At 61.6% G+C, this 26,411-nt stretch carries 21 protein-coding genes; 12 read left to right on the top strand and 9 right to left on the bottom strand.

Annotated features, from left to right (window positions below; genetic code table 11):
• Window positions 1–59 precede the first annotated feature (59 nt).
• Window positions 60–794: a FadR/GntR family transcriptional regulator gene (locus AEAC466_RS32370; protein ID WP_023457974.1), complete on the bottom strand. Its 735-nt coding sequence runs from the start codon at window positions 792–794 to the stop codon at window positions 60–62.
• A 327-nt stretch (window positions 795–1,121) separates the two neighbouring features.
• Here AEAC466_RS32370 and AEAC466_RS32365 point away from each other — a divergent pair, with 327 nt between their 5' ends.
• The 8 genes from AEAC466_RS32365 (at window position 1,122) to AEAC466_RS32330 (ending at window position 12,895) form a co-directional block, all read left to right on the top strand.
• Window positions 1,122–2,261 (top strand): mandelate racemase/muconate lactonizing enzyme family protein, encoded by a 1,140-nt coding sequence (locus tag AEAC466_RS32365; protein ID WP_023457973.1) that lies wholly within the window; start codon window positions 1,122–1,124, stop codon window positions 2,259–2,261.
• 82 nt (window positions 2,262–2,343) lie between these two features.
• The gene (locus AEAC466_RS32360) at window positions 2,344–3,294 is read left to right on the top strand and encodes an aldo/keto reductase (protein ID WP_023457972.1); all 951 of its coding nucleotides are present in this window, start codon (window positions 2,344–2,346) and stop codon (window positions 3,292–3,294) included.
• Between the two features lie 4 nt (window positions 3,295–3,298).
• Window positions 3,299–4,135 (top strand): amidohydrolase family protein, encoded by an 837-nt coding sequence (locus tag AEAC466_RS32355; RefSeq protein ID WP_031238626.1) that lies wholly within the window; start codon window positions 3,299–3,301, stop codon window positions 4,133–4,135.
• 25 nt (window positions 4,136–4,160) lie between these two features.
• The gene (locus AEAC466_RS32350) at window positions 4,161–5,441 is read left to right on the top strand and encodes an MFS transporter (RefSeq protein ID WP_023457970.1); all 1,281 of its coding nucleotides are present in this window, start codon (window positions 4,161–4,163) and stop codon (window positions 5,439–5,441) included.
• Window positions 5,442–6,092: 651 nt separating this feature from the next.
• Entirely contained in the window at window positions 6,093–8,801 is a 2,709-nt protein-coding gene (locus AEAC466_RS32345) for a TonB-dependent receptor (protein ID WP_235074250.1), read from the top strand.
• Window positions 8,802–9,040: 239 nt separating this feature from the next.
• On the top strand, window positions 9,041–9,766 hold the full coding sequence (locus AEAC466_RS32340) for an SDR family oxidoreductase (protein WP_023457966.1): 726 nt from the start codon (window positions 9,041–9,043) through the stop codon (window positions 9,764–9,766).
• A gap of 142 nt (window positions 9,767–9,908) precedes the next feature.
• Window positions 9,909–10,754 carry a fumarylacetoacetate hydrolase family protein gene (locus AEAC466_RS32335; protein WP_023457965.1) on the top strand — a complete coding sequence of 282 codons (846 nt, stop codon included), beginning with the start codon at window positions 9,909–9,911 and terminating at the stop codon, window positions 10,752–10,754.
• Window positions 10,755–10,867: 113 nt separating this feature from the next.
• Window positions 10,868–12,895: a right-handed parallel beta-helix repeat-containing protein gene (locus tag AEAC466_RS32330; protein WP_023457964.1), complete on the top strand. Its 2,028-nt coding sequence runs from the start codon at window positions 10,868–10,870 to the stop codon at window positions 12,893–12,895.
• A gap of 3 nt (window positions 12,896–12,898) precedes the next feature.
• On the opposite strand, the gene lldD is transcribed toward AEAC466_RS32330, so the two are convergent.
• From lldD to AEAC466_RS32290, 8 genes are read right to left on the bottom strand one after another with little or no spacing between them, the layout of a single operon-like run.
• Window positions 12,899–14,038, bottom strand: a complete 1,140-nt coding sequence (gene lldD / locus AEAC466_RS32325; protein WP_023457963.1) for an FMN-dependent L-lactate dehydrogenase LldD — start codon at window positions 14,036–14,038, stop codon at window positions 12,899–12,901.
• A gap of 21 nt (window positions 14,039–14,059) precedes the next feature.
• On the bottom strand, window positions 14,060–14,845 hold the full coding sequence (locus AEAC466_RS32320) for a hypothetical protein (RefSeq protein ID WP_023457962.1): 786 nt from the start codon (window positions 14,843–14,845) through the stop codon (window positions 14,060–14,062).
• Complete coding sequence (locus AEAC466_RS32315; protein ID WP_023457961.1) at window positions 14,829–15,800, bottom strand: 2-hydroxyacid dehydrogenase; 972 nt, start codon at window positions 15,798–15,800, stop codon at window positions 14,829–14,831. Before AEAC466_RS32315 ends, AEAC466_RS32320 begins: the two co-directional genes overlap by 17 nt.
• A 23-nt stretch (window positions 15,801–15,823) precedes the next feature.
• Entirely contained in the window at window positions 15,824–16,594 is a 771-nt protein-coding gene (locus AEAC466_RS32310) for an enoyl-CoA hydratase/isomerase family protein (RefSeq protein ID WP_023457960.1), read from the bottom strand.
• A gap of 1 nt (window position 16,595) precedes the next feature.
• A complete protein-coding gene (locus tag AEAC466_RS32305) occupies window positions 16,596–17,717 on the bottom strand; it encodes a hypothetical protein (protein ID WP_023457959.1) in 1,122 nt (373 codons plus the stop codon).
• The gene (locus AEAC466_RS32300; RefSeq protein ID WP_023457958.1) at window positions 17,710–18,903 is read right to left on the bottom strand and encodes a CaiB/BaiF CoA transferase family protein; all 1,194 of its coding nucleotides are present in this window, start codon (window positions 18,901–18,903) and stop codon (window positions 17,710–17,712) included. Before AEAC466_RS32300 ends, AEAC466_RS32305 begins: the two co-directional genes overlap by 8 nt.
• A gap of 25 nt (window positions 18,904–18,928) precedes the next feature.
• Window positions 18,929–19,693 carry an SDR family NAD(P)-dependent oxidoreductase gene (locus tag AEAC466_RS32295; RefSeq protein ID WP_031238622.1) on the bottom strand — a complete coding sequence of 255 codons (765 nt, stop codon included), beginning with the start codon at window positions 19,691–19,693 and terminating at the stop codon, window positions 18,929–18,931.
• A 1-nt stretch (window position 19,694) separates the two neighbouring features.
• On the bottom strand, window positions 19,695–20,873 hold the full coding sequence (locus AEAC466_RS32290; protein WP_023457956.1) for an aldose 1-epimerase family protein: 1,179 nt from the start codon (window positions 20,871–20,873) through the stop codon (window positions 19,695–19,697).
• A gap of 300 nt (window positions 20,874–21,173) precedes the next feature.
• Here AEAC466_RS32290 and AEAC466_RS32285 point away from each other — a divergent pair, with 300 nt between their 5' ends.
• The 4 genes from AEAC466_RS32285 to AEAC466_RS32270 all read left to right on the top strand — a co-directional run bounded on the left by AEAC466_RS32285 (window position 21,174) and on the right by AEAC466_RS32270 (window position 26,306).
• On the top strand, window positions 21,174–22,196 hold the full coding sequence (locus AEAC466_RS32285; RefSeq protein WP_023457955.1) for a LacI family DNA-binding transcriptional regulator: 1,023 nt from the start codon (window positions 21,174–21,176) through the stop codon (window positions 22,194–22,196).
• A gap of 6 nt (window positions 22,197–22,202) precedes the next feature.
• The gene (locus AEAC466_RS32280; RefSeq protein WP_023457954.1) at window positions 22,203–22,544 is read left to right on the top strand and encodes an L-rhamnose mutarotase; all 342 of its coding nucleotides are present in this window, start codon (window positions 22,203–22,205) and stop codon (window positions 22,542–22,544) included.
• A 97-nt stretch (window positions 22,545–22,641) separates the two neighbouring features.
• On the top strand, window positions 22,642–24,246 hold the full coding sequence (locus AEAC466_RS32275) for a DUF5605 domain-containing protein (protein ID WP_023457953.1): 1,605 nt from the start codon (window positions 22,642–22,644) through the stop codon (window positions 24,244–24,246).
• Between the two features lie 23 nt (window positions 24,247–24,269).
• Window positions 24,270–26,306 carry a glycoside hydrolase family 2 protein gene (locus AEAC466_RS32270; protein ID WP_023457952.1) on the top strand — a complete coding sequence of 679 codons (2,037 nt, stop codon included), beginning with the start codon at window positions 24,270–24,272 and terminating at the stop codon, window positions 26,304–26,306.
• The last annotated feature ends 105 nt before the right edge of the window (window positions 26,307–26,411 follow it).

Here is a 26,411-nt window from a genome sequence, read left to right as displayed (position 1 = left end):
GTCAGCCTTGAGTCGAGTGCTAGCCGGCTAGCGACGACTGCGACGCAAGGATGACCGTTTCACGCCTTGAGGCTGGTTGGGCGGCGCTTCTTCCACGACCCTTCGATGTGGTCGCGCATGGCCTTGGCGGCGGCATCCGCATCGTGTTTCAGGATCGCCTGATAGACCTGAACATGGGCGGCGTGGGTTTCCTTGATATGAGCAATATTAAGCTTGCCGGAATAGTTGAGATTTTTCAGCGCCTTGCCCTGAATGGAGTTGATGATGGCCTCGCTCAGCCGGTCGCCGGACACGCGCATGATGATGTCGTGGAATTTCACGTCTTCGTGGACATAGGCCGCAGGCGTCGGAATCAGGCTTTCCAGCTTTTCCATCTGCGCCGTCAGCTCGGCCAGGTCCTCCACCGTCGCCTTCTTCGCGGCCTTGGCGGCCATCGAGGCTTCCAGCGTCACGCGAATTTCGACAAGGTTATCGAGGTAGCTTAGCCCGTCGTCGCGCTGGAACAGGGCGCCCAGCACCATCGGGTCAAGCAGGCTCCAATGCGACGAATCCTGAACGATCGTGCCCCGCCCCTGCTGCGACACGACCAGCCCCTTTTCGGTCATGGCGGTCGTGGCTTCGCGGATAACGGTGCGGCTGACTTCGAACATGTCGCACAGCACGTTTTCCGGCGGCAAGGCGGAGCCGGCCGGATACACTTCGGTCACTATGGCGGTGACCAGATCTTCGACGACGGCCACGGCAAGGCGAGGACGGCGGCGGGCGTTACGGGCGGAAAAGGCGATGGCGGTCAATCGATTGTACCTTAACGGGGGCGAATCTAATGAGATTACCACGGAAGACTCGAAAACATCACGGCTTTCAATCCCGACGCGACAGGCTCAGAAAGAGCATATGTCATATATTTTGCGAAGCCCCGCAAGCCCTGTTTCAACACCTTTTCAATGACTTAGAATCTGTAGCGGCTGAGCGGTCGAATCCGGTCGCGCAATTGCCGGGAAAAATTCACCCGCGCCGTTCCATTTATGCCGCTTGTCACCCCACAGGACGCATGCTAATGTCGTCATACATATTATAATTCCATATGACGGGACCCGTCCCGTCCTTCTAAAGTCGTTCAGATGAAAATTACCGGGTATCGCAGCCTCACCACCATCCACAACTGGGGCCGCCCGATCGGAGACGTCAACGGTCTGGTCATGTCGGGCATTACCGACGTGCCGATTCTGTTGCTGGAAACGGACGAAGGCGTAACCGGCGTCGGCCTGGGCGCGCACGCCGATATCGCCCGCGTCTTTCCCGCGGTCGAAGGTGAAGACCCGCGCGCCGTCTCGGCCCTATATGACCGGATGCTGGCGCATGTATTCAAAAGCGGCCATGCCGGCGCGACTTATGGGGCCATCGGTGCGGTCGATATGGCGCTGTGGGATTTGAAGGCCAAGCTGGCGGACGAGCCCCTGTGGCGGACCCTGGGTGCGCGCGACCGCTTCGTGCCGGGTTACGCGTCCGGTCTGTGCATGGGGTTGGACGACGATGCCCTATATGCCCTGTACGGTGAGTGGGCCGATCGCGGCTATAGCTCGGCCAAGCTGAAGGGCGGCCGCGACATCGACCGCGACATTCGCCGCATGGTGGGCGTGCGTGAGGTGCTTAAACGCAACAGCCCGCGCCCCGCCATCATGTTCGACGTCAACGAATCGTGGTCACGCAAGCAGGCAGTCCGCCACATTGCCGAAATCGAACAGCACATCGACCTGACCTGGATCGAGGAGCCCGTGCGCCGCTGGGACGCCGAAGGCCATGCCCTCATTTCACGGGCCAGCAAGTGCGCCGTGGCGACAGGCGAAAACCTGACCGGTCTCGATCAGTACCTCGCCCTCTTCACCGCCGGCGCGGTCGATGTGGTCCAGGCCGGCATGGTCTGGGGCATCACCCATTTCAACCGCGTGGCTACGGCGGCCCATGCACATAACCTTCCGGTGTCGCCGGTCGGCTATAACGCCAATCCCATCGCCCACGCCGCCGCCGCCGTGCCCAATCTGCTGACCGTCGAAGTGCAGGATTGGAAGACGCCATTCGGACTGACTGTGGACCAGCAGATCGTCGATGGCGGCATCGTGCTGGGCGACGCGCCCGGCCTGGGCATCGCCGTCGATGAAGATCTGATCGTCAATAAGCGTCAGTCCGGCCAATGGAACGTGACCGGCGGACCGCACGTGCGCCCAGCCCGTGCGGGATTGCGCCTTGTCCCCGAATCCTGACGCCTACCTCGTCCGCTCCCGCTTCACCGGGCGTCGTGCCCCCTTCTACGGCCCGGCCAATAGCTCGCCCAGGATCTCTTTCATGCATAAAACCCGCCTGTCGCCGAATGGCCCCGCCATATCCGCCCTCGCCCTGGGGGCGGCGTCGCTTGGCAGCGTCTATTCCGATGTGTCCCAGGACAATGCCGACGCCACCGTGCATACGGCCCTGGAGCTCGGCGTTAATTTCATCGATGTCGCCCCCTATTACGGTCTGACCAAGGCCGAAACCGCGCTAGGCCACGCCCTGTCCGGCATCGCGCGCGACCGCTATGTCCTGGCCACCAAGATCGGCCGTTACGGCGACAAGGACTGGGATTTTTCGCGCGACGCCACCTTGCGCAGCCTTGACGCCAGCCTTGCCCGCCTTGGCTGTGGCCATATCGACGTGCTGCAATGCCACGATATCGAAATGGGCGACTATCGCCAGTTGGTCGAAGAAGCGATTCCCACCTTGCACGATCTGAAGCGACAAGGCGTCATCGGTTTCGTCGGCATCACCGGCTACGACCTGCCGTTGCTTGAACGCGTCGCCGTCGAACACAACGTCGATACCGTCATGGCCTACTGCACCTACACGCTCCAGGACCAGCGCCTGGCCCCCGTGGCTCGGCGCCTTCAGGCCCACGGCATCAGCGTCTTCAACGCATCGCCGCTCGGCATGGGCCTGCTGACCCGGCGCGGCCCACCCGACTGGCATCCGGGCCATGCCTCGGTCCATGCCGCAGCGGCCGAAGCGGCGCGCCTGTGCGAAGCTGCCGGCACCGACATATCGCGACTGGCCTTGCAATTCGCCCTTCAGGGCGCAATTCAAAACGGCATGGCCACGACCGTGATTGGCTCTTCCAGTCCGGCCAACATGCGTGACAATATCGCCGCCCTGTCGCAACCCATCGATCAGGCTCTTTTGGCGCAGGTCGAAGCGATCCTGGCGCCCGTCCGCGACAAAGGCTGGGATGTCCTGCCCGGAAACGGTGGCAAGGCCGGAAAATGATGCCATGATCGACGCCCACCTGCATGTCTGGGACCCGGCCCTGCTGAGCTACGACTGGCTGAAATATGTGCCCGCGATCAGCGGCCGCATGGGCCCGGCGGAGTTCGCCGCCACGGGTGCGCAGATAGAGGGCGCGATCTTCGTGCAGGCCGACTGCGATCCGGCCCAGGCGCTGGCCGAGGCCGAATGGGTCGCCGGCCTTGCGTTTCCGATTCTGGGCATTGTTGCCTTTGCCCCGCTCGAACGGGGCGATACAGCACACATCGCCGCTTTGAAAAACCAGCCCAAGGTGGTGGGCATCCGGCGCAGCGCCCAGAACGAGCCGGATGGCTTCATGACCTCCCCGGGCTATATTGCGGGGCTCGCCGCCGCCGCGCGCGCAGGCTTTAGCCTGGATATGTGCATCCGCGCGCGCCAATTGCCGGAGCTGCGTCAGGCGCTCGAACAGCTGTTCGCCACCGTACCCGACGCGCGCGTCGTGATCGACCACCTCGGCAAACCGGACATCAAGACGCATGGCGCGGACATCGACGCCAATGGCTGGGCCGACCATATCACGGTGCTGTCGCATATGCCGGGTGTGGCGTGCAAACTGTCCGGCCTGCCGACCGAAGCCGACTGGGAAACCTGGACACCCGATCAGCTACGCCCCTATCTCGACCACGCCCTGACGGCGTTCGGCGCGGATCGCTGCCTCTTCGGCGGCGACTGGCCCGTCGTCGAACTGGCCGGCGGCTATTCGCGCTGGCGGTCGGTCGTGGCCGATGCCCTCGCCCATTTACCGCCGGACGCCCAGGCCCAAGTCTGGTCACGGACCGCCCGGCGCCTATATCGCGTATAAGAAAAAAACAAAACAAGAGGAAACCATGGATCAGCAGCCGACCTTAACCGAAGCCCCCGCCGTCAGTCTGGGCATTCCGCATGTCGAAGGCGCCGCGCGCTGGAAGCTGCTCATCTCGCTGTTCATCTGCTTTTTCATGCTGCTGGCCCTCTACTGCGGCGTGCTGGCGGTTTTGCTGCCGAACCAGATCGCCGCGCTCGACCCGGCGCACAAGGTGGAAAACCTCGGGCTGATGTTCTTCGTGACCTCGATCTTTTCAACCCTGACCACACCGATCGCCGGCGCCTTTTCCGACCGGACACTGTCCACCTGGGGACGGCGCACGCCCTGGATCGTCGCCGGATCGATCATTGGCGCCGTCGCCCTGGCCAGTGTCGCCTACATGCCGACCTTCTGGACCATCACCGCCGTTTGGGTCGTTGCCGCCATCGCGCTCAACGCCATGCAGCCGGCCCTGACGACCGTGGTCGCCGACCGGTTTCCCGAACACGCGCGCGGCACGGCGTCCGGCTTCGTCGGCGCCGGCATGACGGCGGGGGGCACGGTCGGGATGATTGTCGCCGGCCGCCTCGCCGACAATATGCCGCTAGCCTATGGGGTGTTCGCCGCCGCCATCGCCATCTGCTGCATCGCCTTTGTCATACTTAATCCCGACACGTCGTCAAAGGGCCAACCTCTGGTCAAATTCAGCCTCGGCGACTTTGCCAAAGGCTTCTGGATCGACCCCAAGGCCTATCCCGACTTCTGGTGGGCCTTCGCCGGCCGTTTTACCATCTATATGGGCTATCAGGCCATCGTCACCTACCTGCTCTACATCCTTCAGGACTATATCGGCCTGGGCACCGACCGCGCCAATATCGTAATCGGCACAGTGTCGGCCATCACCTTTGTCTGTGTCATGACCTCGTCCTTCCTGTCCGGCGTGCTGTCCGACTGGGTCAAGCGCCGCAAGCCGTTTGTCTTCGCGGCCAGCCTGATCATGGGTGCGGCGCTGGTGGTGCCGCTGATCATGCCGAACCTGAATGGCATGTACGGCTACGCCGCCCTGATCGGCATCGGCTATGGCGCCTTCATGTCAATCGACATGGCCCTGATGACGCAGGTCTTGCCCAAGGACACCGGCGAAGCGGGCAAGGATCTCGGCCTGCTGACCACGGCGGTGAACATCCCCCAGATCATTTCTCCGGTCATGGCGGCGCAACTGCTCAAATATTTCGATACCGATTATCGCGTCCTGTTTATCGCGGCCATCGTCTTCGTCTTCGCCGGGTCCTTCTTCGTCCTGCCGATCCGCTCGGTCAAATAGGGTTCGATTCCCCTACCCATACGTCCCTACCGCCTTCGGCCCCGCACCGGAGGCGGCTTTTTTATGGCAAAAGCCACCCATTAACTCAGACAATTATTTATCGAAAACATCAAATTAAATCATTAAATGATGCATTTCCAAAAATTCAAATCATAAATGTGATCATTTGGTCACAACCCCAAAACCCTTTCGCCTCGGCGCAAAAAGACAATCACAAGCCTGGGTATTCCTTGACAGATAGAGGCTATCGCTGAGCGGGAAACTCGTCGACAACCACGTCAAACCGCCTCTTTTTTCGTCTGCGTGATGATGTATTGCGAAAATTTCATGTTACAATACTGACGGGCGATATGCCTCTATTGCCATGCCCTAGCTTTCGCCGGCTCCCGGCGGAATCGGCGGCGTGGCTAAGGCTAAAACCCAAATGCAGAAGGCGATCGGGGCGCAGACCCCGGCGTTCAGGAAACGTCAGGGGCCGTCATGACCCATGGACCCATTTTGTCATCAGACCACGCCATGCGCGCGTCACACCCAACGGCATAATCAAAATCCATATTGTCGGACATATGATGATAATTTGACACACATATTATGTTGCAATAGTGTTACCTCATCAGCTCCGACCACAAGGGGCGATCAAGGAAGGAAACCATGTCCAGGAAATTGCTCTTATTGGCCGCCACAGCCATGTCCGCCGCCGTATTGTCTTCGCCCGGCTTCGCAGCCGCCCAGGAGACCACAGCGACGGCGCCTGCCGATGAAACCATCGTCACGGTGCGCGGCATCCGACGCTCCATCAAAGCGGCGCTCGACATCAAGAAAGCCGCCATCAATTCGGTCGACTCGATTGCCGCCGAAGACCTCGGCAAACTACCCGACCAGAACGTCGCCGAATCGCTGCAACGCATCCCCGGCGTGACCATCGAACGCAACCGCGGCGAAGGCCGCTACATCTCGGTGCGCGGCTTCGGACCGAAGTTCAATGCGGTCACTGTCAACGGCCGCACGCTGGCCACCGACAATAACGGCCGCGAATTCTCCTTCGACGTCCTGCCGTCGGAACTGATCGCCGGCGCCGACGTCTATAAGTCGCCCCAGGCCAACATCAACGGCGCGTCGATCGGCGCGACGGTCGATGTCCGCACCCTGCGCCCACTCGATCAGACCAAGACCTTCATGCTGGCCGGTTCCGTCGGTTCCTCCCATGCCGAACTGGCCGACACCAACAACCCGGAAGCCTCGGCCGTCATGAGCTGGCGCAACCGCGACCGCACCCTGGGCGTCGCCTTATCGGCCTCCTACATGGACCAGACCGTCCGTGACGATGAATTCACCATTGGCGCCGGTCACGTCTACCGCTCATCGACCGACAGCTACTATACGTCGGGCGGGGTCGTCGGTGCCCGCGTCGGCCCGAACGTGGCGCCGTTCAGCAAGATTTCCATGCCGTCCAACCTGTCGCCCTTCTTCTTCGTGCGCAAGAAGAGCATGGCCGGCCTCAACGCCTCGGTCCAATGGAAGCCTGTCGAAAACCTGACTCTGACCCTCGACAGCCTGTATTCCAAGGCTAAAATCACCGAAGACCAGACCGGTCTCGCCTATGACTTTTCCGGCGGCACGCTGGTGGAGCAGGTCGTCCAGGGCAAGGAAGCCGTGTACCAACGCTATACCGGCGGTACGGTCGATCAGATCCTGCAACACGATACGCGCAATGTCACCACCTCGATGGTCGGCCTGAACGCCGCCTGGAAGGTAACCGACACCCTGACCCTGAGCTTCGACGCCTCGACCTCGAAGGCCGAACGCCGTGGCAAGGAGAACGACTACTTCACGACCATCCGCCGCAAGAATATGGATCTGTGGTTCGATCGTCGCTCAGGCAGCCCGATCTATGATTACGGCTTCACGTCGCCGAACTATTCCAACGCCTCGACCAACCCGCAGGGCATCACGGCCCACTACTATATCTGGGGCGGCGGTTCGGACATCGACGACGAAACCAACGAGTTCAAGATCGACGGCAAGTGGTCGCCAGAAGGCAATGTCACCCTGTATGGCGGCATCGCCAGCGAAAACCGCACAAAGACCATCACCACCAACTCGACGCCCGGTGGCGAACAATGCGCCTATTGCGGTTCTGACCGTGTCCTACCGCAGTCCCTGTTCTCCAACACGAACATGGATTTCTTCGCCAGCCATAGCGGCAACATCATCCGTGATTGGGTGGCCTACGATCCGCTGGCCGTCATCCAGCAGGTGGCCCAATTTGCCGCCCAAGACGGCAAGGCCTTCGCCCCGGGCCGCTTCGATCCGGCCGGATCTTCGGTCGTCGATGAAAAGGTCCTGATCGGCTACCTGATGAGCGACATCCGCGCCGATCTCGGCAACATGCCCTTGGCGATCAATGTCGGTGTCCGTGTCGAAGACACCAAATATACCTCGTCTGGTGCGTCGCAAACCGTGCTCAGCGCTGTACCTAACGGGGCGGGCCAGAACATCATCACCGTGTCCGGCGTCGTGCCGGTCAGCTTCGAAGGCAAGTACACCGATATCCTGCCGTCGCTGAACGCTCGCCTCAACCTGACCGACGAACTGATCGCCCGCTTCTCGGCGTCACGTGTCATCACCCGCCCGACCCTTTCCGACCTATCGCCGAAACAGTCCATCCAGACCAATCCCGGCAACGAAACGATCAAGCGTGGCAATCCAGACCTTCAGCCGTTCCGTGCCTCGCAGATCGAAGGCGGGCTGGAATGGTATTTCGACAAGTTGTCGGCCCTTACTTTCTCAGCCTTCTACAAGAATATCGACTCGTTCGTCACCCTGACGACGACGCCGCAAAAGGTCGATCAGGTCACCTTCCAGGTCACCGTACCGACCAACGGCAAGGGCGCGGTCGTCAAGGGCATGGAACTGGGCTACCGCCAGGTCTTCGGCAATTTGCCGGCGCCATTCGACGGCTTGGGCGTGCAGACCAGCTTCACCTACGCAGAGTCGAACGCCAACTACACCAACACCGTGGCTAATGTGTCCTACGGCCTGGAAGGCCTGTCGAAGTACAGCTATAGCCTGATCGGTTTTTATGAAAAGGGTCCGATCCAGGCACGTCTCGCCTACACCTGGCGCGACAAGTTCCTGCAGGTCGCTTCGGGCCGGAACGGCGAGCCGGAATATTTCGATGCCTACGGCCAGTTGGACGCCAGCCTGTCCTACGACATCAACGACCACTTCAGCGTTTACCTGGACGGCCTCAACCTGACCGACGAGAACGAGTTCATCTACTCGGTTACACCGGACCGCACCAAGGAATACCGCACCACCGGCAAGCGCGTCGCCTTCGGAGTCCGCTTCCGCTACTAGCTCTTCCCCGCCTCAACTCTCCTCCCGATCTTGAGGTTCCACCTCCTGTTGCGTCCCCGAAGCGGCTTCACCCGTTGGCCGCTTTGGGAAACAGAGGTTTCTTGGCCCGCAGCGTCCTTATGGACTCTGCGGGCTTTTTTTGACCGTCCGCGCCGTTTTTCGCCCGCAAATCCAATTGACACAGCACCTGTGCGCCGCTAAACCAAAACATAATACATATGATATATTTGGAGTAAGCCATGGGACGCCTGTCGGGCAAAACCGCCTTTATCACCGCCGCCGGACAAGGCATGGGCCGCGCCGCCGCCGAAGCGTTTATCGCCGAGGGGGCCACGGTTATCGCAACCGACGTAAAGCTGGAAACCCTGGCGGGCCTTGAGGGGGCAATCTGCCGCCAGCTTGACGCCACGGATCCAGCGGCCATTGCTGCGCTCGCTGAGGAATTCCCGGATGTCGACGTTCTGTACAACTGCGCCGGCTATGTCCACGCCGGTACGGTATTGACCACCGACGCCGCGGCCTGGCAGTTCAGCTTTGATATCAACGTCACGGCCATGTTCCACACCATTAAGGCCTTTCTGCCCGGCATGCTGGCGCGTCAGAACGGTTCTATCATCAATATGGCCAGCGTCGCCGCGTTCAAGGGCGTTGCCAACCGCCTCGCCTACGGCGCCTCAAAGGCGGCCGTGGTCGGCCTGACCAAGTCGGTCGCCGCCGATTATGTCGCCCACGGCATCCGTTGCAACGCCATCTGTCCCGGCACGATCGAAACCCCGTCCCTGCAACAAAGGATGCGCGACACTGGCGACTACGAAAAAGGCCGCGCCGCCTTCCTGGCCCGCCAACCTCAGGGCCGTTTCGGCACACCCGAGGAACTAGCGGCCTTTGCCGTCTATCTTGCGTCGGACGAATCGCGGTTCACCACCGGTCAGGCGCACATTATCGATGGCGGCTGGTTGAACTGACGCTAAACGCCAATCAGCCTGCGAATGGCCGGCCTGTTTTAAATAGGCAAGTTGTTTTCAAAAGGGGCATCCACTTTTTTGACGTGATGCTGTAATACGCCCCTCTCTGTCAAAATCGCCTTCACTGGGAAAGATATTCAAGATGAAATTGCTTCGCTTCGGCCCGTCGGGCTCGGAAAAACCCGGCCTGCTCGATGCCGATGGCCGGATCCGCGACCTGTCCGGCGTGGTTGACGACATCGCCGGCGACACCCTGTCCGACGCCGGCCTGGCCAAAATCGCCGCCATCGACCCCGCCAACCTGCCGCTGGCTCCGGCCGGTTCGCGCTATGGTCCGTGCGTCGCGCGGGTGGGCAAGTTTATCTGCATCGGCCTGAACTATGCCGACCACGCCGCCGAATCCAACCTGCCTGTCCCCGATGAACCCGTCCTGTTCATGAAGGCGACATCCGCCATCATCGGCCCGAACGACGAAGTGCTGAAGCCACGCGGTTCAACCAAGCTCGACTGGGAAGTCGAACTCGGTCTCGTTATCGGCAAAAAGGCGTCCTACGTGTCGGAAGCCGAGGCGCTCGATTATGTTGCCGGTTACTGCACCATCAATGACGTGTCCGAACGCAATTTCCAGACGGAGCGCGGCGGCACCTGGGACAAGGGCAAGGGGTGCGACACCTTTGGCCCCATCGGCCCGTGGCTGGTCACAAAGGACGAAGCCGGCGATGTCACCAATCTCAAGATGTGGTTGGACGTGAACGGCAAGCGGTTCCAGAACGGATCGACGGCCACCATGGTCTTCAAGCCCGCCTTCCTGGTCCACTATGTCTCTCAGTTCATGAGCCTGCATCCGGGCGACGTGATTTCGACCGGCACGCCGCCGGGCGTCGGCCTCGGCCAGAAGCCGGACCCGATCTATCTCAATGTCGGCGATGTCATGGAACTGGGCATTGAGGGCCTGGGGTCGCAGAAACAGACCGTCGGCGCCGCCTAATTATAAAGCAATCAGGGCCTCCGGAGCGATCCGGAGGCCCTTTTCAATTGACCTGAGGGCGTGCGTGCCATAGGCTAAAACATAATACATCATATAATTTTAGGGAATGCCAGATGTCATATGCCAGCCGCGCCGCACCACTCCTTGTCTTGGCTGCCTGCCTGGCCTTCCACCCAGCTGCCTCTCTAGCCCGCACCAAGGCCAAGACGGCGACCGCCGTTCAAATTCATGTCTCCCCCATCGGCAATGACAACGGCGACGGCAGCGCCAAGGCCCCCTTCAAGACCCTGCCGCGTGCTCAGGCGGCGGTGCGCGCAGTCAATACGTCCCGTGATGTGACCGTCAGTCTCGCCGACGGTGTCTATAGCCTGACCGCGCCCCTTGTCTTCACCGCCGCCGACGGCGGCCAAGGCACGCATACGGTCTCATGGCAGGCTACGCCAAAGGCCAAACCCATGCTGTCGGGCGGTATGAATGTCACCGGTTTCACGCTGGTGGATGCCAAGACCTTCGTCTATGTCGCCGATGTCCCGAAGGGCCTGGAGTCGCGTCAGCTCTGGATCGACGGCGTGCTGGCCGAACGCCCGAAGATTGAAATAAAGGCGCACGATATCGATTTTACCGCCACCGGATTCGTCATCAAAAATCCTGACCTGGCCTATATTGCCGATATCAAGCATCCGTCGCGTCTGGAAATGGAAATGACCGGCTTCTTCACCGACCGCTACGCGCCGGTGAAAAGCATCGACGGCAAGACCGTCACCATGCAGCAACCATCATGGGACAATAACACCTGGGGCTACGACACCCTCTCCTCGCCGATCTTCCCCGACGATTCCCGCCTGTTCCTGGTCAATGCGCCGGAGCTGTTTGGCGTGACCAACCAGTGGCATTCCAATCCCTATCAGTGGTTTATAGACCCCGAGGCGGGCAAGCTGTACGTCCGTATCGCCGAGGATGCGGACATCAAGGCCTTGACCGTTACCCTGCCGCGCCTGGAAACCCTGGTCAGCATTTCCGGTACGCTGGACGCGCCGGTGCGCAACCTGACCTTCAAGGGCCTGCGCTTCTCCTATTCGTCATGGACCGGTCCCTCCGCGCCCACCGGCTACGCCAGCCAGCAAAGCGCCGCCTACCTGAAGGACGTGGCCACCAAGCGACCGGCGGACGCCTACAAGACCTGCGGCTGGGGCTGCCCGGAATTCGAAGCCATGCGCCAGAGGTGGCACCAAATGCCCGCCGCCGTCCAGGTCGCGGCCGCTCGGCATATTCGCTTTGAAAATAATCAGTTTTCGCAACTGGGCCAGATCGGTCTCGGCATCGGCAATGACGACACCGCCAACCTCAGCGGTGCGGGACTGGCCGCGCAGGACATCACCGTTACCGGCAATCGCTTCACCGGCCTGTCGGGCGGCGCGGTCATGGCCGGCGGTGTCCGTGCCGACGCGCACCACCCCTCCGATCCGCGCCTGATCAATGCCCGGATCGTTATAGACAACAATGTCATCAGCAACGTTAGCCAGGACTACAAAGAAGGCGCCGCCATCCTGACCACCTATATCGACGGGGCGCAGATCACCCATAATGACATTTCCGAAGCGCCTTACGACGCCATCGATATTGGCTGGGGCTGGGGCTATAACGACGCCGGCGGCAATCCCAACTATCGCGACAATCAAAAAGGCTATGAAACCAACACCGCCTACGATACGCCAACTACCCTGCGCAACACGCTGGTGGCCGGCAACCGGGTGCATGGCGTCAAAAGCTGGTACAAGGATGGCGGCGCCATCTACAATCTGTCGGCCAATCCTGGCGCGGTGATCCGTGACAACCATGTCTTCGGCATCGGCGAAGCCATCGGCATCTATCTCGACGAAGGTTCGAAATTCATCACCGTCACCAACAACGTTATTGAAACGCGCGGCCGCTGGCTCAATGCCAATACGGTGGGCCGCCAGTACACGCGCGGCATCACGACACAGAATACCGCCACCGGCAATTTCCATGACAGCAACCGTATCGGCGGGCGCTGGATCGCCGACTCCGGGAACCTGATCACCGACGACCACCTTGTCCCTGACAAGGACTGGCCCGACGCAGCGCAAACCGTCATCGATCAGGCAGGCGTCCGGAAATAGCCCTTATCGAACCTCAGCCAGCAGGGACCGGTCGATTTCGGCAATGGACTTGACGCCGGTCAGGGCCATAGCCGTGCGCATTTCCTTTTCGATCAGGCCCAGCAGGTTGGTCACCCCGGCCTCGCCATGGGTGGCCAGGGCATAGATATAGGCCCGGCCCAGCAGCACGCCCTTCGCCCCGAGGGCCAGCATACGCACCACGTCCAGACCGGTCCGGATACCGGAATCGGCCAGAACGGTCAGTTGATCCCCGACCGCGTCCGCAATAGCCGGCAAGGCCTTGCAGGTTGACAAGGCCCCGTCCAGTTGCCGCCCACCGTGGTTCGATACAACAATACCGTCCGCCCCGAACCGCACCGCGTCGCGGGCATCGTCCGGATCGAGTATGCCCTTGATGATCATCGGGCCCTTCCAGACATCGCGGATCCATTCCAGATCCTTCCACGAAATGCTCGGATCGAAGTTGGCCCCCAACCAGCCGATATAGTCTTCCAGCCCCGTCGCCTTGCCGAGATATTTCGAGACATTGCCCAGGTCGTGCGGCGTGCCTTTGACCCCGACATCCCACGCCCAGCCGGGTTTCAGCATCGCCTGTACGATACGGCGCACCGGGCCAAAATCGCCGCTCATGCCCGAATGTCGGTCGCGGTAGCGCGCGCCCGGCACCGGCATGTCGACCGTGAAAACCAGCTTGGTAACCCCCAGCGCCTGCGCCCGTTCCAGGGCATGGCGCATGAAGCCGCGATCCTTTAGCACATAGAGCTGAAACCAGATGTCGCAGCCCGATTTTTCGACGATCTCCTCGAGCGGGCACAAGGAGACGGTGGAGATGATATAGGGCACTTTGGCCTTTTTCGCCGCCTTCGCCACCTGCACTTCACCACGCCGGGCATACATGCCGCCCAGCCCGACCGGTGCCAGGGCCACCGGCATGGCCATCTTTTCTCCGAACAGCTCGGTTTCCAGCGACAGGTCGGCCACATTGCGCAGGACCCGCTGACGCAGGGCCAGAGACGACAGGTCGGAGACATTGTTGCGCAGAGTCATTTCCGCATAGGACCCGCCGTCGAGATAATCGAACAGAAAGCGCGGCAGCTTGCGGCGGGCGGCTTCGCGATAATCGGTGGCGGCGGAAATAATCATGACAAAGGGTCCTTGAAGATATCAGACGAGGTGTCGCGCGCGGTCAAGCCGCAGGGTCAAATCGGCATAGGCGGGCATGGTGTCAAGGATATGTTGCGTCAGCCGCTGATAATACTGGATAAAGCGGCCGATCTCGTCATCGCTCATGACGCGGCTCCCCGACCGGCCTTCGGCCGCCAGGCGTTGGCGCAGGGCCTGCTCCTGTTCGATCCGCCAGTCGCGTACAACGCTGAAATCGGGCGCGGCCAGCAAAACCAGCCGGTCGATATGGGCAAACAAGGTGGCGTAGGGCCCGTGCAAGGCCGCATTGACCGCTTGCCGCCACGTGCCGTCATCCTCGCGCTCCAGACCGTTGACCGGATCGCACAGGGCCGCCTCCGGTTGCGGGCGCGCACCGACGCACCAACCTTCGAAAATCAAGACATCGGGTGCCGTCACTTCGGGCCATTGTGTTTCAGGCACCGGCGCATCTGTCGCCTTGTCAAACCGCGGCAAACGTGTCGGCAGGCCGGAAATCAGGCGCTTGATCGTCCGCTCGCCCAGGGCGACATCATGGGTGCCCGGCACGCCACGCGTGGCGAACAGCTTTGACACCTGCACCGGTCGCGCCTCACGCGGCAGGTACAGGTCGTCCAGCGACAGCAGGGCAACGTTTACACCGTCCGCTGTTAGACGATCGCGCAAGCCTTCGGCCAGGGTGGATTTGCCTGACCCTTGCGCGCCACAGATGCCAAGGACAAACGGACCGTCCGCCTCACGTCGCCACCGGGCGAGATGCGCCGCGACCGTCTCAAGCGACGCGGTCACGAACGGGCTCCCCCGCGAAGAAGAGATCGACATTGGTGGCGGCCCGCATCCCCATGGCTTCGCGCGTTTCGACCGTGGCGCTGCCGAGATGCGGCAGCAGGACAGCATTGTTCAGGGGCAAAAGGGCGGGATGCACGTCGGGCTCATGTTCGTAAACATCGAGACCGGCCGCCCATATCGTTCCGGCCTTGAGCGCCTCGGCCAGGTCGTCTTCCTTGACCACCGAGCCGCGCGCCGTATTGATCAGGATGGCCGTCGGCTTCATCAGGCCAAGCAGGCGCGCATCGACCATATGCCGGGTCTCCGCGCCGCCAGGCGTATGCAGGGACAGGACATCGGCCACCGCGGCCAGACCGTCGAGTGACGGGACATAGCGCGCATCGAGTGCCGCTTCCGCCTCCGCCGGCGCTTGTCGGCGGCTGTAATAGGCGATCTTCATGCCAAGCGCGCGCGCTGCCTTTTCCGCTGTCGCCTGGGCGATGCGGCCGAAGCCGACCAGCCCCAGCGTCTTGCCCTCGAGCGACTGCCCCATCAGGGCGGTCGTCCCCCATCCCTTCCACTGGCCGGCGCGCAACTGACGCTCACCTTCCGACGCGCGGCGCGAGGTCATCAGCATCAGCATAAGGGCGATGTCGGCCGTGGCGTCGGTCAGGACATCGGGCGTGTTGGACACCGTGATGCCTGCGGCCTTGGCGGCGGCGACATCGATATTTTCATAGCCGGCGCCATAGTGACCAATCATGCGGGCACGCGCATTGGGCACGGCGAAAACCGCCGCGTCCATCGGGTCGCCGAGGGACGAACAGACGCAGTCATAGTCAGACATGGCTTGGATGAGTTGGTCATGAGTGAGCGGCACACCGCTGTCATTGACGGTCACATCGTATTTCGCCTGCATATAGGCCTGAGCGCCCTTGGGCCACGGACGGGTGATCAGGATTTTAGGCAGGGTCATAGGCAGTGTGTCCTTTTATAGTATCAGCGTCTGTTGAATACGGGCGAGCGCTTGTCCTTAAAGGCCGCGCGGCCTTCCTTCGCGTCATCGGTAGCGAAGCAGATGGTTTGCAGGTCGCGCTCGTATTCGACCGCCTTCTCATACGGCATGGTATGGGCTGCACGCAAATTGAGTTTGCCGGTTTCGGCGGCGATCGGCGCCCGCGACGCGATGGTGTCGGCGATGGCCCGCGCACGGGCCATCAGGTCCGCCGGCTCACAGACCTCGCTGACCAGCCCCCATTGCTCCGCCTTCTGCGCCGTGATGGCATCGCCGGTCAGGATCATCAGCGAAGCGTTTGAGGCCCCGATCGAATGGACCAGTCCCGCCGCCATGCCACCGCCGCCGATCCACCCGAGCTTGATCTCCGGCGCGGCGAATTGCGCGTTGGACGACGCGATGCGGATATCGCAGCTCATTGCCGTTTCCAGCCCACCGCCGAAGGCATAGCCGTTGACCGCTGCTATGGTGGGTTTCAAGCACAGGCGGATGGCATCGCAATAGTCGCCGCGATTGCGGAAATCCCACGGCGTGGCGTAGTCGTCCAGCGTGCGGATGTCCGACCCGGCGCAAAAGGCGCGATCGCCGGCGCCGGTCACGATAACGCAGCGGATAGTGTCAGACGCATTGCAGTGCGCCACCGCGGCTTCCAGGGCATGGGCCATGTCCGGCGTCATTGAATTGAGCTTGGCCGGACGGTTGATGGTGATGATGGCGACTGCGCCATCGAAGTCGAAGATCAGGTCAGACGTCATGTTATCTCTCGGTACCAGGGACACGGGTGCGGGCATAGGCGGTTTGCAGGTCGTTCAGCAGGGCGGCCGGATCGCCGTGATCGAAGAGGGCGGCACGCAAGCGCGCCGAGGCTTCCGTTTGGAAGGCAATGGCGCGGTTGTGGCGCGGGCGCACATAGGCCGCCTCCAGCGTATCGAAGGTGTTGGCGTAGAACCCGCCCCACCGGGCATTTACGCCGGCGTCGCGCCAGGCGGCACGCAAGGACGGCTGCCCCTCATGGGCGGGAATGAAATCCACCTGCGCCTGTGGCGACATCAACCAGCGCAGATGATCCAGCAGTTGCGGCGTCATCCGGCAGCGTCTCGAAATGCCAATCCCCGTGCCGCCAAGCGTCGAGCCAATGCCGCCCCCCGTCTCGACATTTCCGCGCGGCGCATTGGCGAAGGTCAGGCGGTTGGCGTAATTGACGTAACCGTAGATCAGCGGACACAGGGCCACATCGTCATGATCGACCATGTGCTGAAGAATGCCGATCGGATTGAGGTCGCGCACACTGAGCGGCGACGCGTCCTTCAGACGCTGCATCAGGTCGAAGGCGGCCAGGCCTGTTTGCAGGCTGATGAAGATATCGGGGTCCACCGTGGCCGGGCGTTCACCCAGGGCCGCGCAGATCGATTGAAAGCTCAAGGCGGCGTGCGGCCCGGCCAGCGACAAAGCGACGGGCCCGTCGAAGGCCAGCACGTCGTCCCAGGTCCGGGGAATGTCCCTGACGGACGGGTGGCAGGCCATGACCTGGGTTGCCGCATCCAGCGGCAGCGCCCATTGCCGGCCGGCGAAATTGTAACTGGCCAGGGACGGCCCGATGCAGTCGCGCCGCCACCCTTCGATCTCATGCGCCGAAAACAGGTCTTCCAGCGGCAACAGGCATTGGCCCTCTACCGCCTCGCCGACATGCGGATGGTCCAGAACGACCAGGTCGTAGCGATCACACAGGTCGGCGATGGGATGGGTTTCAAACCCTTCCAGAGAATGCACGGCCCACGACAGGCCAAGCTCAGGGCGAGCCCGGGCCGCCGCGTCCAGCGCAGTAAAGCCGCGCGGATGATCCCAGGTCAGCCCGCGATACGCAACCGTGTCAGACATCGGCCTGCTTCACCGCGCCACTGGCCAGGATGGCGTCGATCTCCACTTCCGACTTGCCGAGCGAGGCCAGGATTTCCCGGCTATGTTCGCCGACACGCGGCGCGCCCCGGCCGATGGTAGACGGCGTCTTGGAAAACTTGATCGGGAAGCCCGGTGTCTTGACGTGGCCTTCGGTCGGGTGGTCATATTCGACGAAGGTGCCATTGTGCTTGATCTGCGGGTCTTCGACCAGATCGGCATAGCCGTAGACCGGACCGCACCAGATATCGACCGGGCGGAACAGGTCGAGCCATTCCTGAGTTGTTTTCCCTTCGAGCTTGATCCGCGTCATGGCGTAGATTTCATCGCGGTATGTCCACGAATCCGTCTGGTCTTCCAGATTGGCGAAGAAGGGTTCTTCGATCAGTTTGCCGAGCGTTTTCAGATTGGCCATGGCAATGGTGATGTAGCTGTCCTTGGTCTTGAAGACACCGTAGGGCGCGCGGATATAGCTGTGCGCGTGCGGCTCGACCGAACGGGTCTGCGGCTTGTGGCCAACGGTGAAGACGGACAGCTCTTGCATCTGGATGGTCGTGATGGCGTCAAGCATATTGACTTCGACCTTCTGCCCCTCACCCGTCCGCTCACGGTGGAATAACGCCGCCAAGGCTCCTTCGAACGCGGTATAGGCAGTGATGGCGTCAACCAGATACTGGCCCGCCGGCGATGGCGGTGCGTCCTTTGAACCGGCCGACATCATGGCACCGGACATGGATTGCAGCAGCAAATCCTGGCCCGGATAGTTCTTGTAGGGTCCGTCCTCGCCATAGCCCGACATGGAGACATAGATCAGCTTCGGATTAATGGCCGATAAGGTTTCGTAATCGACCCCCAGGCGGGCGGCGACGCCGGGCCGGTAATTTTGCAGGAAGACATCGGCGGTCTTGACCATTTCCAGCAGCAAGGCCTTGCCTTCTGCCGACTTCAGATCGACGGCCAGGGACCGCTTGTTGCGGTTGAGCGACAGGAAGGAAACGTTTATCTCATTGCCCCACGCCCCGCCCGCCGGCGCGTGGCGTTGCCATTCGCCGGTCGTCGGCTCGACCTTGATAACGTCGGCGCCCATGTCGCCCAGGCGCTGCGCCGCGAACGGCCCGGCCATGGCGATGGAACAGTCCAGGACGCGAATGCCGCTTAAGATACCCATGGTGATTTCATTCCTTGCTTGAAAGTCAGTGCATCACCCAGCCGCCGTTGACGTTCAGCGTCTGGCCGGTGATGAAGCCCGTGTCCTCGGCAGCGAGGAAGGCTATGGCATTGGCGATGTCGCCGACATGGCCGCGGCGCTTGATCGACTGCTGCGCCAGCACATGCCGATTATAGCCTTCGGGATCGGGATTGATGGCCTCGGCATCGGTCGGAAACGCGCCGGGGGAGATGGCGTTGACCGTGATGCCCCACGCGCCGAATTCCCGCGCCCAGGCATGGGTCAGCCCAATCAGCGCGCCCTTTGATGCGACATAGGGATAGATGTTCGGCCATGCGCCCGACAATGTGATGGAGGCGATATTGATGATGCGCCCAAAACCCTTGGCCTTCATACCGGGCAGCGACTCCTGAACGGCCACGATACCGGCATCGACATTGACGCATTGCACGCGCTGATGGTCTTCGACCGTGAACTCTTCGAATGGCTTGGACGGATAGATGGCGGCGTTGTTGATGACGATGTCGAAGCCGCCCGTTTCCTTCAGGCTGGCCCTCAGGTCGGCGCGAAAGCCGGTCAGGTCAGACATGTCTGATTGCGTCACCAGTAGCCGCCCACTGCCGACCTTGTCCGCCTCGGCGCTTAAGGCCGCAATCTTCGTCTCGTCGTGATCGACCGCTACGACGGTGGCGCCGCGTTCGAGAAACCGCAAGGTGGTCCCCAGACCCAGTCCGCCCGCCGCACCCGTATAGAGCACGACCTTACCCGCCATTGTATTCTTTATCGACATATCAACGCTCCCCGATCGGCGGGAAGTGTCCCGACGGCGCCGGATAGTCATCGGCAGGTTGAACCGCCACCGCTTCGATGCGCGCAACGGCGTCGGCGATGGCCCTCTCATCGGGCAGGATGCGGAAGACACTGTCATAGCGCCGCTCATCGCCATGCTCGAGCCAGATCAGTTCATCGCGCGCCTTGGCGAACGGCTTGCCAAAGACGTGGTTCGAGGACGGCTCTATACCCAGGGCATAATGACCGGCCTGAAGGTTCTGCCATTCGTACATGGCCGGAAACTGCGACTTCAGCACTTCGACCTCGAAACCGAAACCGATGGCTTCGTTGACCAGGGCGACAGTGACCCGGCCATCGGCATCGGCCTGCATGTCGTGCTGCCAGACCTGCTCGTGAAAATTCATCTGCGGCGCGGGAAGCGTGCGATAGCCCACGGCCTGCTTGCGGTAATCGTCACCGGCATGGGACGCCCAGACAACGTCGCGAACCGGCGCGACATAGCGCGCCCCTTCGGCCAGGACCGGATGGCCGACATTGATGTGGTAGCAGTACATGTGCGGCGTGCGGTAAAAGCCGTGATTGACGACGCGGTCATGCAGACGAATTTCATCGCTGCCGACGGTCGCCTCGATGCGGCGGATCAGGTGCAGGTCTTCGCCGAACACCGTCGATTGCTGGACCACCCCTTCGGCCCACAAGGTGCAAACGTCACCGTCCCAGTGCTCGCCATAGCCGGTCAGTCGAGCCGGAATGGTGCCGACGCGGCCATGCAAAGACGATTTCACACTCTTGCGCGGTCCGTAGACATAGTGGTCCGCGTTATCCTCATCCATGAACAGAATGTGATCCAGGCCGCAGGTAACCATGAGCCCCGAAAAGGAACGGAACCAGCCCAGGCCGCCCTCGCCTTCATAGTCGTGCAGACCCGGATGACGGAAGCCCGACGGCGAATGCCAGCCGACCGCACGGCCATTATGGTCGCAGTCGGCAATGTCCATGGCACGATCGATCAAAACCGTGAAGCGCAATCCGGATCCGGTACGAAATTCGAGCAAGCGCACGCCGCGTTCAATACCGTCACCCAGGGTCATCAGGCGCACCCCCGCGAATTGCGACAATTGCCCGGTATGCGCCGCCAGATCGCGGCGCGTGTAGGTTCGCTTGAAAAGTTCAGCCATTCGCTGGTCCCAATCCCTGTACGCGACTTTTTTTGATGGTGACCAGTCATATACCGATCGGACTTGATGTCAATGCATCATCATACATCATATGTGTAATTTCTTTCTCGCCGTCGCATAGCGGTGAATTTATCCAAGTAAATTCAATTATATATATTCATACCTATACCGACCCCAAAGCCTACCCACGCTGCCAGCCTATAAAACCGCTTGACTTCGGCACGCCCGTCCGATGTATTTTGATGTCAAAAGCCGCAAGACTCATCGCCACGGTCTGCGGCCATACAGGGAGAGCGCCGAATGGCCGTAACACGTGCCACCTTGATCGATATCGCCAGGCAGGCGGGCGTTTCCACCGCGACCGTGGACCGGGTCCTGAACAAGCGCCCCGGCGTGCGCGACCGCACTCGCGACATCGTTATCCAGACCGCGGCCCGGCTTGGCTATATCAGCCAACCCGGTGAAACTTCGATCAGCCGCGCCCCCGTCACGCTGGATTTCATTCTGCCAAACGGCACCAACACCTTCATGCAGAATTTGGCGCGATCGCTGGAAGAGGTCAGCGCGGATCGCGGCGACATCGACCTACGCCTCCACTTCATCGAAGGTTTCGATCCCTACGCCCTGGCCGATGCACTTTTGAAGCTGGCCGGACAGTCAACCGGCGTGGGCGTCATCGCCCTGGATCATCCGGTCGTGCGCGAAGCGCTGCGTCAGTTGCGCAATGCCGGAACCGTGGTCTTCACCCTGATTTCGGACATCTCCAATGTGCCGCGCGAAGGCTATATCGGGATAGATAACCGCGCCGCCGGCCGCCTGAGCGGCTATCTGCTGGGGCGGCTCCTGCCCCGCGCGCCGGCCAAGCTGGCCCTGTTCGCAGGCTCCTTGTCCTATCGCGGCCACGAAGAACGCGAGATGGGTTTCCGGCATATCCTGCGCGAATCCTACGCCAACCTGTCCGTCGTCGAACTGCGCGAAGTGCATGACGACGACGAGGCCGCCTATACCGAAGCCCGCGCCCTGCTGCACGAATATCCCGACCTGGCCGGCATTTACAACATCGGTGCCGGCAACCGCGGCATTGCCCGGGCTCTGGAAGAAAGCGGCCGCGCCCAACAGATCGTCTTTATCGGCCATGAGCTGACCGACCACACGCGGCGTTTCCTGTTATCCGGCACGATGGATGCGGTCATCGACCAGAACCCGCACGTCGAAGCGCGTGACGCCGTGGACCAGTTGGCGCGAACCGTGCGCGGCGAAACGCTGAAGGCCTATCTGCCGATACGGGTCCAGGCGATTTTCAAGGAAAACATCCCGGAATGAAACCCCATGGTTCGTAAAGTCTTCGCCGTTGACATCCATGCCGAAGGCATTGCGCGCTACAGGGCCTGGCACGCCGCCGGAGCGCCCCCGCCTGCCGTTACCGCCGCCATTCGCGCTGACGACATCCGCGACCTGGAAATCTACCTGGTCGGGGATCGGATGGTCCTCATCATGGACCAGGGGGACAGGTTCGACCCCGTCGCCAAGGCCGCGCGCGATGCCGACAACCCGGATGTGCAGGCATGGGACGCCCTGATGCGCACCTTTCAGAAGCCCCTACCCTTCGGGCCTGAAGGATCGACCTGGCTGGAAATGGAGCGCATCTACAGCCTGACCGAGCAGCCCTGACATCATCGTGTGCCGAAAAATCGTATGCCGGAAACACTTGCGCGGCGTGGCGCTTTGTGAAAACATAATACGTATTATAAAAACGAGGAAATGCCAGATGACACTCTCTCGCCGCAGCCTGCTGTCCGCCGCCGCCCTGGCGGGCTTGTCCGCTGGCGTCTTCACCGCCGCGGATGCCTGGCCGGTAAAGCCCGCCGCCAAGACACCGGTTACCGAGCGCTGGGGCTGTCATGAACTGACCTTTACCGGTCCCGATACCGGCAACCCGTTCATCGATGTTGATATCGCGGCGGATTTCACCAATGGCCGGTCCGTGATGCGGGTCGGCGGGTTTTACGATGGTGGCGGCGTCTACCGGATTCGCTTCAGCCCGCCGGACATAGGCACCTGGCGCTGGAAGACCGTCAGCAATGCGCCGGCGCTGAATGACCAGACCGGCGCCTTCGACGCCGTCCCACCGTCGCGCGACAATCACGGCCCCGTCCGCGTGGCGCATGGCTACCATTTCGCCTATGCCGATGGCACCCCCTACGCCCCTATCGGCACCACCTGCTATTCGTGGGCGCAACAATCCGACGCCCGCTGCGACCAGACCCTGGCGACCCTGGCCGCTTCGCCCTTCAACAAGATCCGCATGTGCGTATTCCCCAATGTCGCCGCCGAAGCCATCTACCCCTTCGAAAAGCTGGGGACAGGGGATAAAGATTGGGACTGGACCCGCTTCAATCCGGCCTATTTCCGCCGGTTCGAAGACCGCGTCGCCCGCCTGCTGGCCATCGGCGTCGAAGCCGACATCATCATCTACCAGCCCTATGACGCCAAGCGCGGCTTTTCCGACATGACCCGCGCCCAGGACGAACGCTATCTGCGCTACCTGATCGCCCGACTGTCCGCCTACCGCAATGTCTGGTGGTCGTTCGCCAACGAATTCGACCTGATCAAGACCAAAACGACCGATGATATCGACCACCTGTTCCGGCTGATCCAGTCCGAAGACGCCCACGACCGCCTGCGCTCGATCCACAATCTCAAGATCCTTTATGACAATCGCAAGCCCTGGATAACCCATTCCAGCGTCCAGAACGGCTCAGCCGTTCTTGATGACCGCACGGCGGAAACCTATCGCAGCGTCTGGGAGAAGCCGGTCGTCTTCGACGAAGTGTGCTACGAAGGCGATATCGCGGCACGCTGGGGCAATCTGAGCGGCGAACAGCTGCTGATGCGGTTCTGGCACGGCCTGATCGGCGGCACCTATGTCGGCCATTCCGAAACCTTCACCGCCGACAAGAGCGGGCCTGACCATTCGTGGCTCGGTCAGGGCGGCACGCTGCTGGGCCAAAGCTGGCGTCGCATCGCCTTCCTGAAACAGATCATGGCCGAAGGTCCCGGTAGCGGGATCGACCCGATCGACAAATGGTGGGAACGTCACCTCGGCGGTCAGGAAGGCCAGTATTATCTGCGCTATTTCGGCGAAGAAACGCCGACGCAGTGGCCGCTAAGCCTGCCGAAAAACGGACTGACCGGCGGGGAAAAATTCCGCGCTGACATTATCGACACCTGGAACATGACCGTGACCCCGGTCGATGGTGCGTTCACCCTGGCCAAAAAGGACGCCTACGATTTCAACGACCCCGCCCGCCCCGTCATCACCCTGCCCGGCAAGCCGTGGATGGCCGTGCGCCTCGTCCGCGTCGCGGCCTGAAACACAAGAAGAGGAAACGCTTCATGAAACCCTTCGCCCTTATCCTCGGCCTAGCCCTGCTGGCACTGCCCGCCGCTGCCAGCGAACAGAGGTCGCTCAACGCCAACTGGCTGTTCATCAAGGAAGACGTGCCGGCCGCCAGCCAGGTGGACTTTCACGCCAATAGCTGGCAGCCGGTCAACCTGCCCCACACCTTCAATGCCGGCGACGCCAATCAGGGCGGCGACAAATCGCGCGGCGAGCCGGAAGGCGTCTATTATCGCGGTCCGGCCTGGTATCGCCATCAGCTCACCCTGACACCCGAAGCGGGCAAGCATTACGTCCTGCAATTCGATGGCGCCGCGCTCACCACCGACGTCTATGTCAACGGCGAGAACGTCGGCCACCACGAAGGCGGCTATGCCCGGTTTCGCTTCGATATCACCCAGGCGCTCAAGGCGGGCGACAACCTGATTGCGGTCCGCGTCGACAATAGCCGCGTGCCGCAGATCGCGCCGCTGACCGGCGATTTCAACATATTCGGCGGCCTATATCGCAATGTGTCCCTGATCACGACCGGTGGCGTCCATATCGACCTGATGGACCACGGCGGCCCGGGCGTCTACGTCACGACCAAGGCGATCTCCACGGCGAAGGCGGATATCTCCGCCCGCGTTTTGCTGCGCAATGAAACCGCGAAAGCGGCCAAGGTGCAGGTTCGCATCCGCATCGTCGATGCTGACGGCAAAACCGTGGCCACCGCTACCACCGCCCGGACATTGGCCCCCGCCAGCCGCGAGACGGTCGAACAGGCGCTAAAGGTCAATCGCCCCCGTCTTTGGGCCGGCCGCAAGGATCCATACCTCTACACCGTCGTGGTCGATGCCGGTGACGACAGCGTCACCGTGCCGCTAGGCATCCGCACCGTGACCGTGACCCGCGACAAGGGCTTCCTGCTCAATGGCCAGCCCTATGCCGTCTATGGCGCCAACATGCAGCAACCGGTGCGCAAGGGACGCGGCACTGCCGTCAGCGACGCCGATATCGACGAAGACATGACCCTGATGAACGAGATGGGTGTCACGGCGTTGCGGCTGGCGCATATGCAGCACCCGCAGCGTGTCTATGACGACGCCGACCGCATGGGCATACTTATCACCACCGAGGCGCCCCTGGTCGACGAAATCAGCGCCGGCCAGGCCTTCCAGGATAATGCCGTGCAGCAGATGCGCGAACTGATCGCGCAAAACTATAACCATCCCTCGGTCGCCCTGTGGGGCCTGGGCAATGAAATCCGCCATCTCGAGCCCGATCCCAATCCGGTACTGGCCGCCCTGCAATCGACCGCCAAGGAGATGGACCCGTCGCGCCTCACCGTCTATGCCCATTGCTGCCTGGCCGATGACGATGCCGTCGCCAATCACAGCGATGTCACCTCCTACAACCGGTATTTCGGCTGGTACGGCAACAGCTTCGCCGATATGGGCAAATGGGCCGACGAACTGCATGCCAAATATCCAGATCGCATTTTCGGGGTCAGCGAATACGGCGCCGGCGCCAGCATCCTGCATCAGGAAGACCCGCCCAAGGCCGTCATCCCCCAGGCCTATTGGCACCCCGAGCAGTATCAGGCCCTGTATCACGAAGCCAACTGGAACATCCTGAAAAGCCGCCCCTATCTGTGGTCGAACTTCATCTGGGTGGCTATCGATTTCCCGTCTTTCCGTCGCAACGAAGGCGATCGCCCGGCCATCAACGACAAGGGGCTGATCACCGAAGACCGCAAGACGAAGAAGGACGCCTACTACTGGTACCAGGCCAACTGGGCGGAAAAGCGGATGATCCATATCACCAGCCCGCGCGACACCAATAAGCGCGTGCGGCACGTTACGGTGAAGGTCTATTCCAACATGGACGAGGTACGCCTGTCGTTAAACGGCCAACCCCTCGGCGCCAAACCCGTAACCGACCATATCGCGACTTGGGATATCGATCTGCGTGACGGGGAAAATGTCGTCGAAGCCTTTGCCGGCAAGGACCTGCATGACCGCGTCACCTGGACCTATGCGGGCGCGCAATAGCGCGACTGACTGAGCAAGGGATATCGGCCACGACATAGGAACGATATCCCGATGCCCCCCGATGCCCTATGTGTTGCGTCTGGACAGTGCCTCATATGGCTGCTG

It is taken from the genome of Asticcacaulis sp. AC466 (assembly GCF_000495815.1).
Classification (GTDB): domain Bacteria; phylum Pseudomonadota; class Alphaproteobacteria; order Caulobacterales; family Caulobacteraceae; genus Asticcacaulis.
The sequence above is the reverse complement of the archived record's forward strand: the minus strand, read 5'-3'. Positions and strand labels throughout refer to the sequence as shown.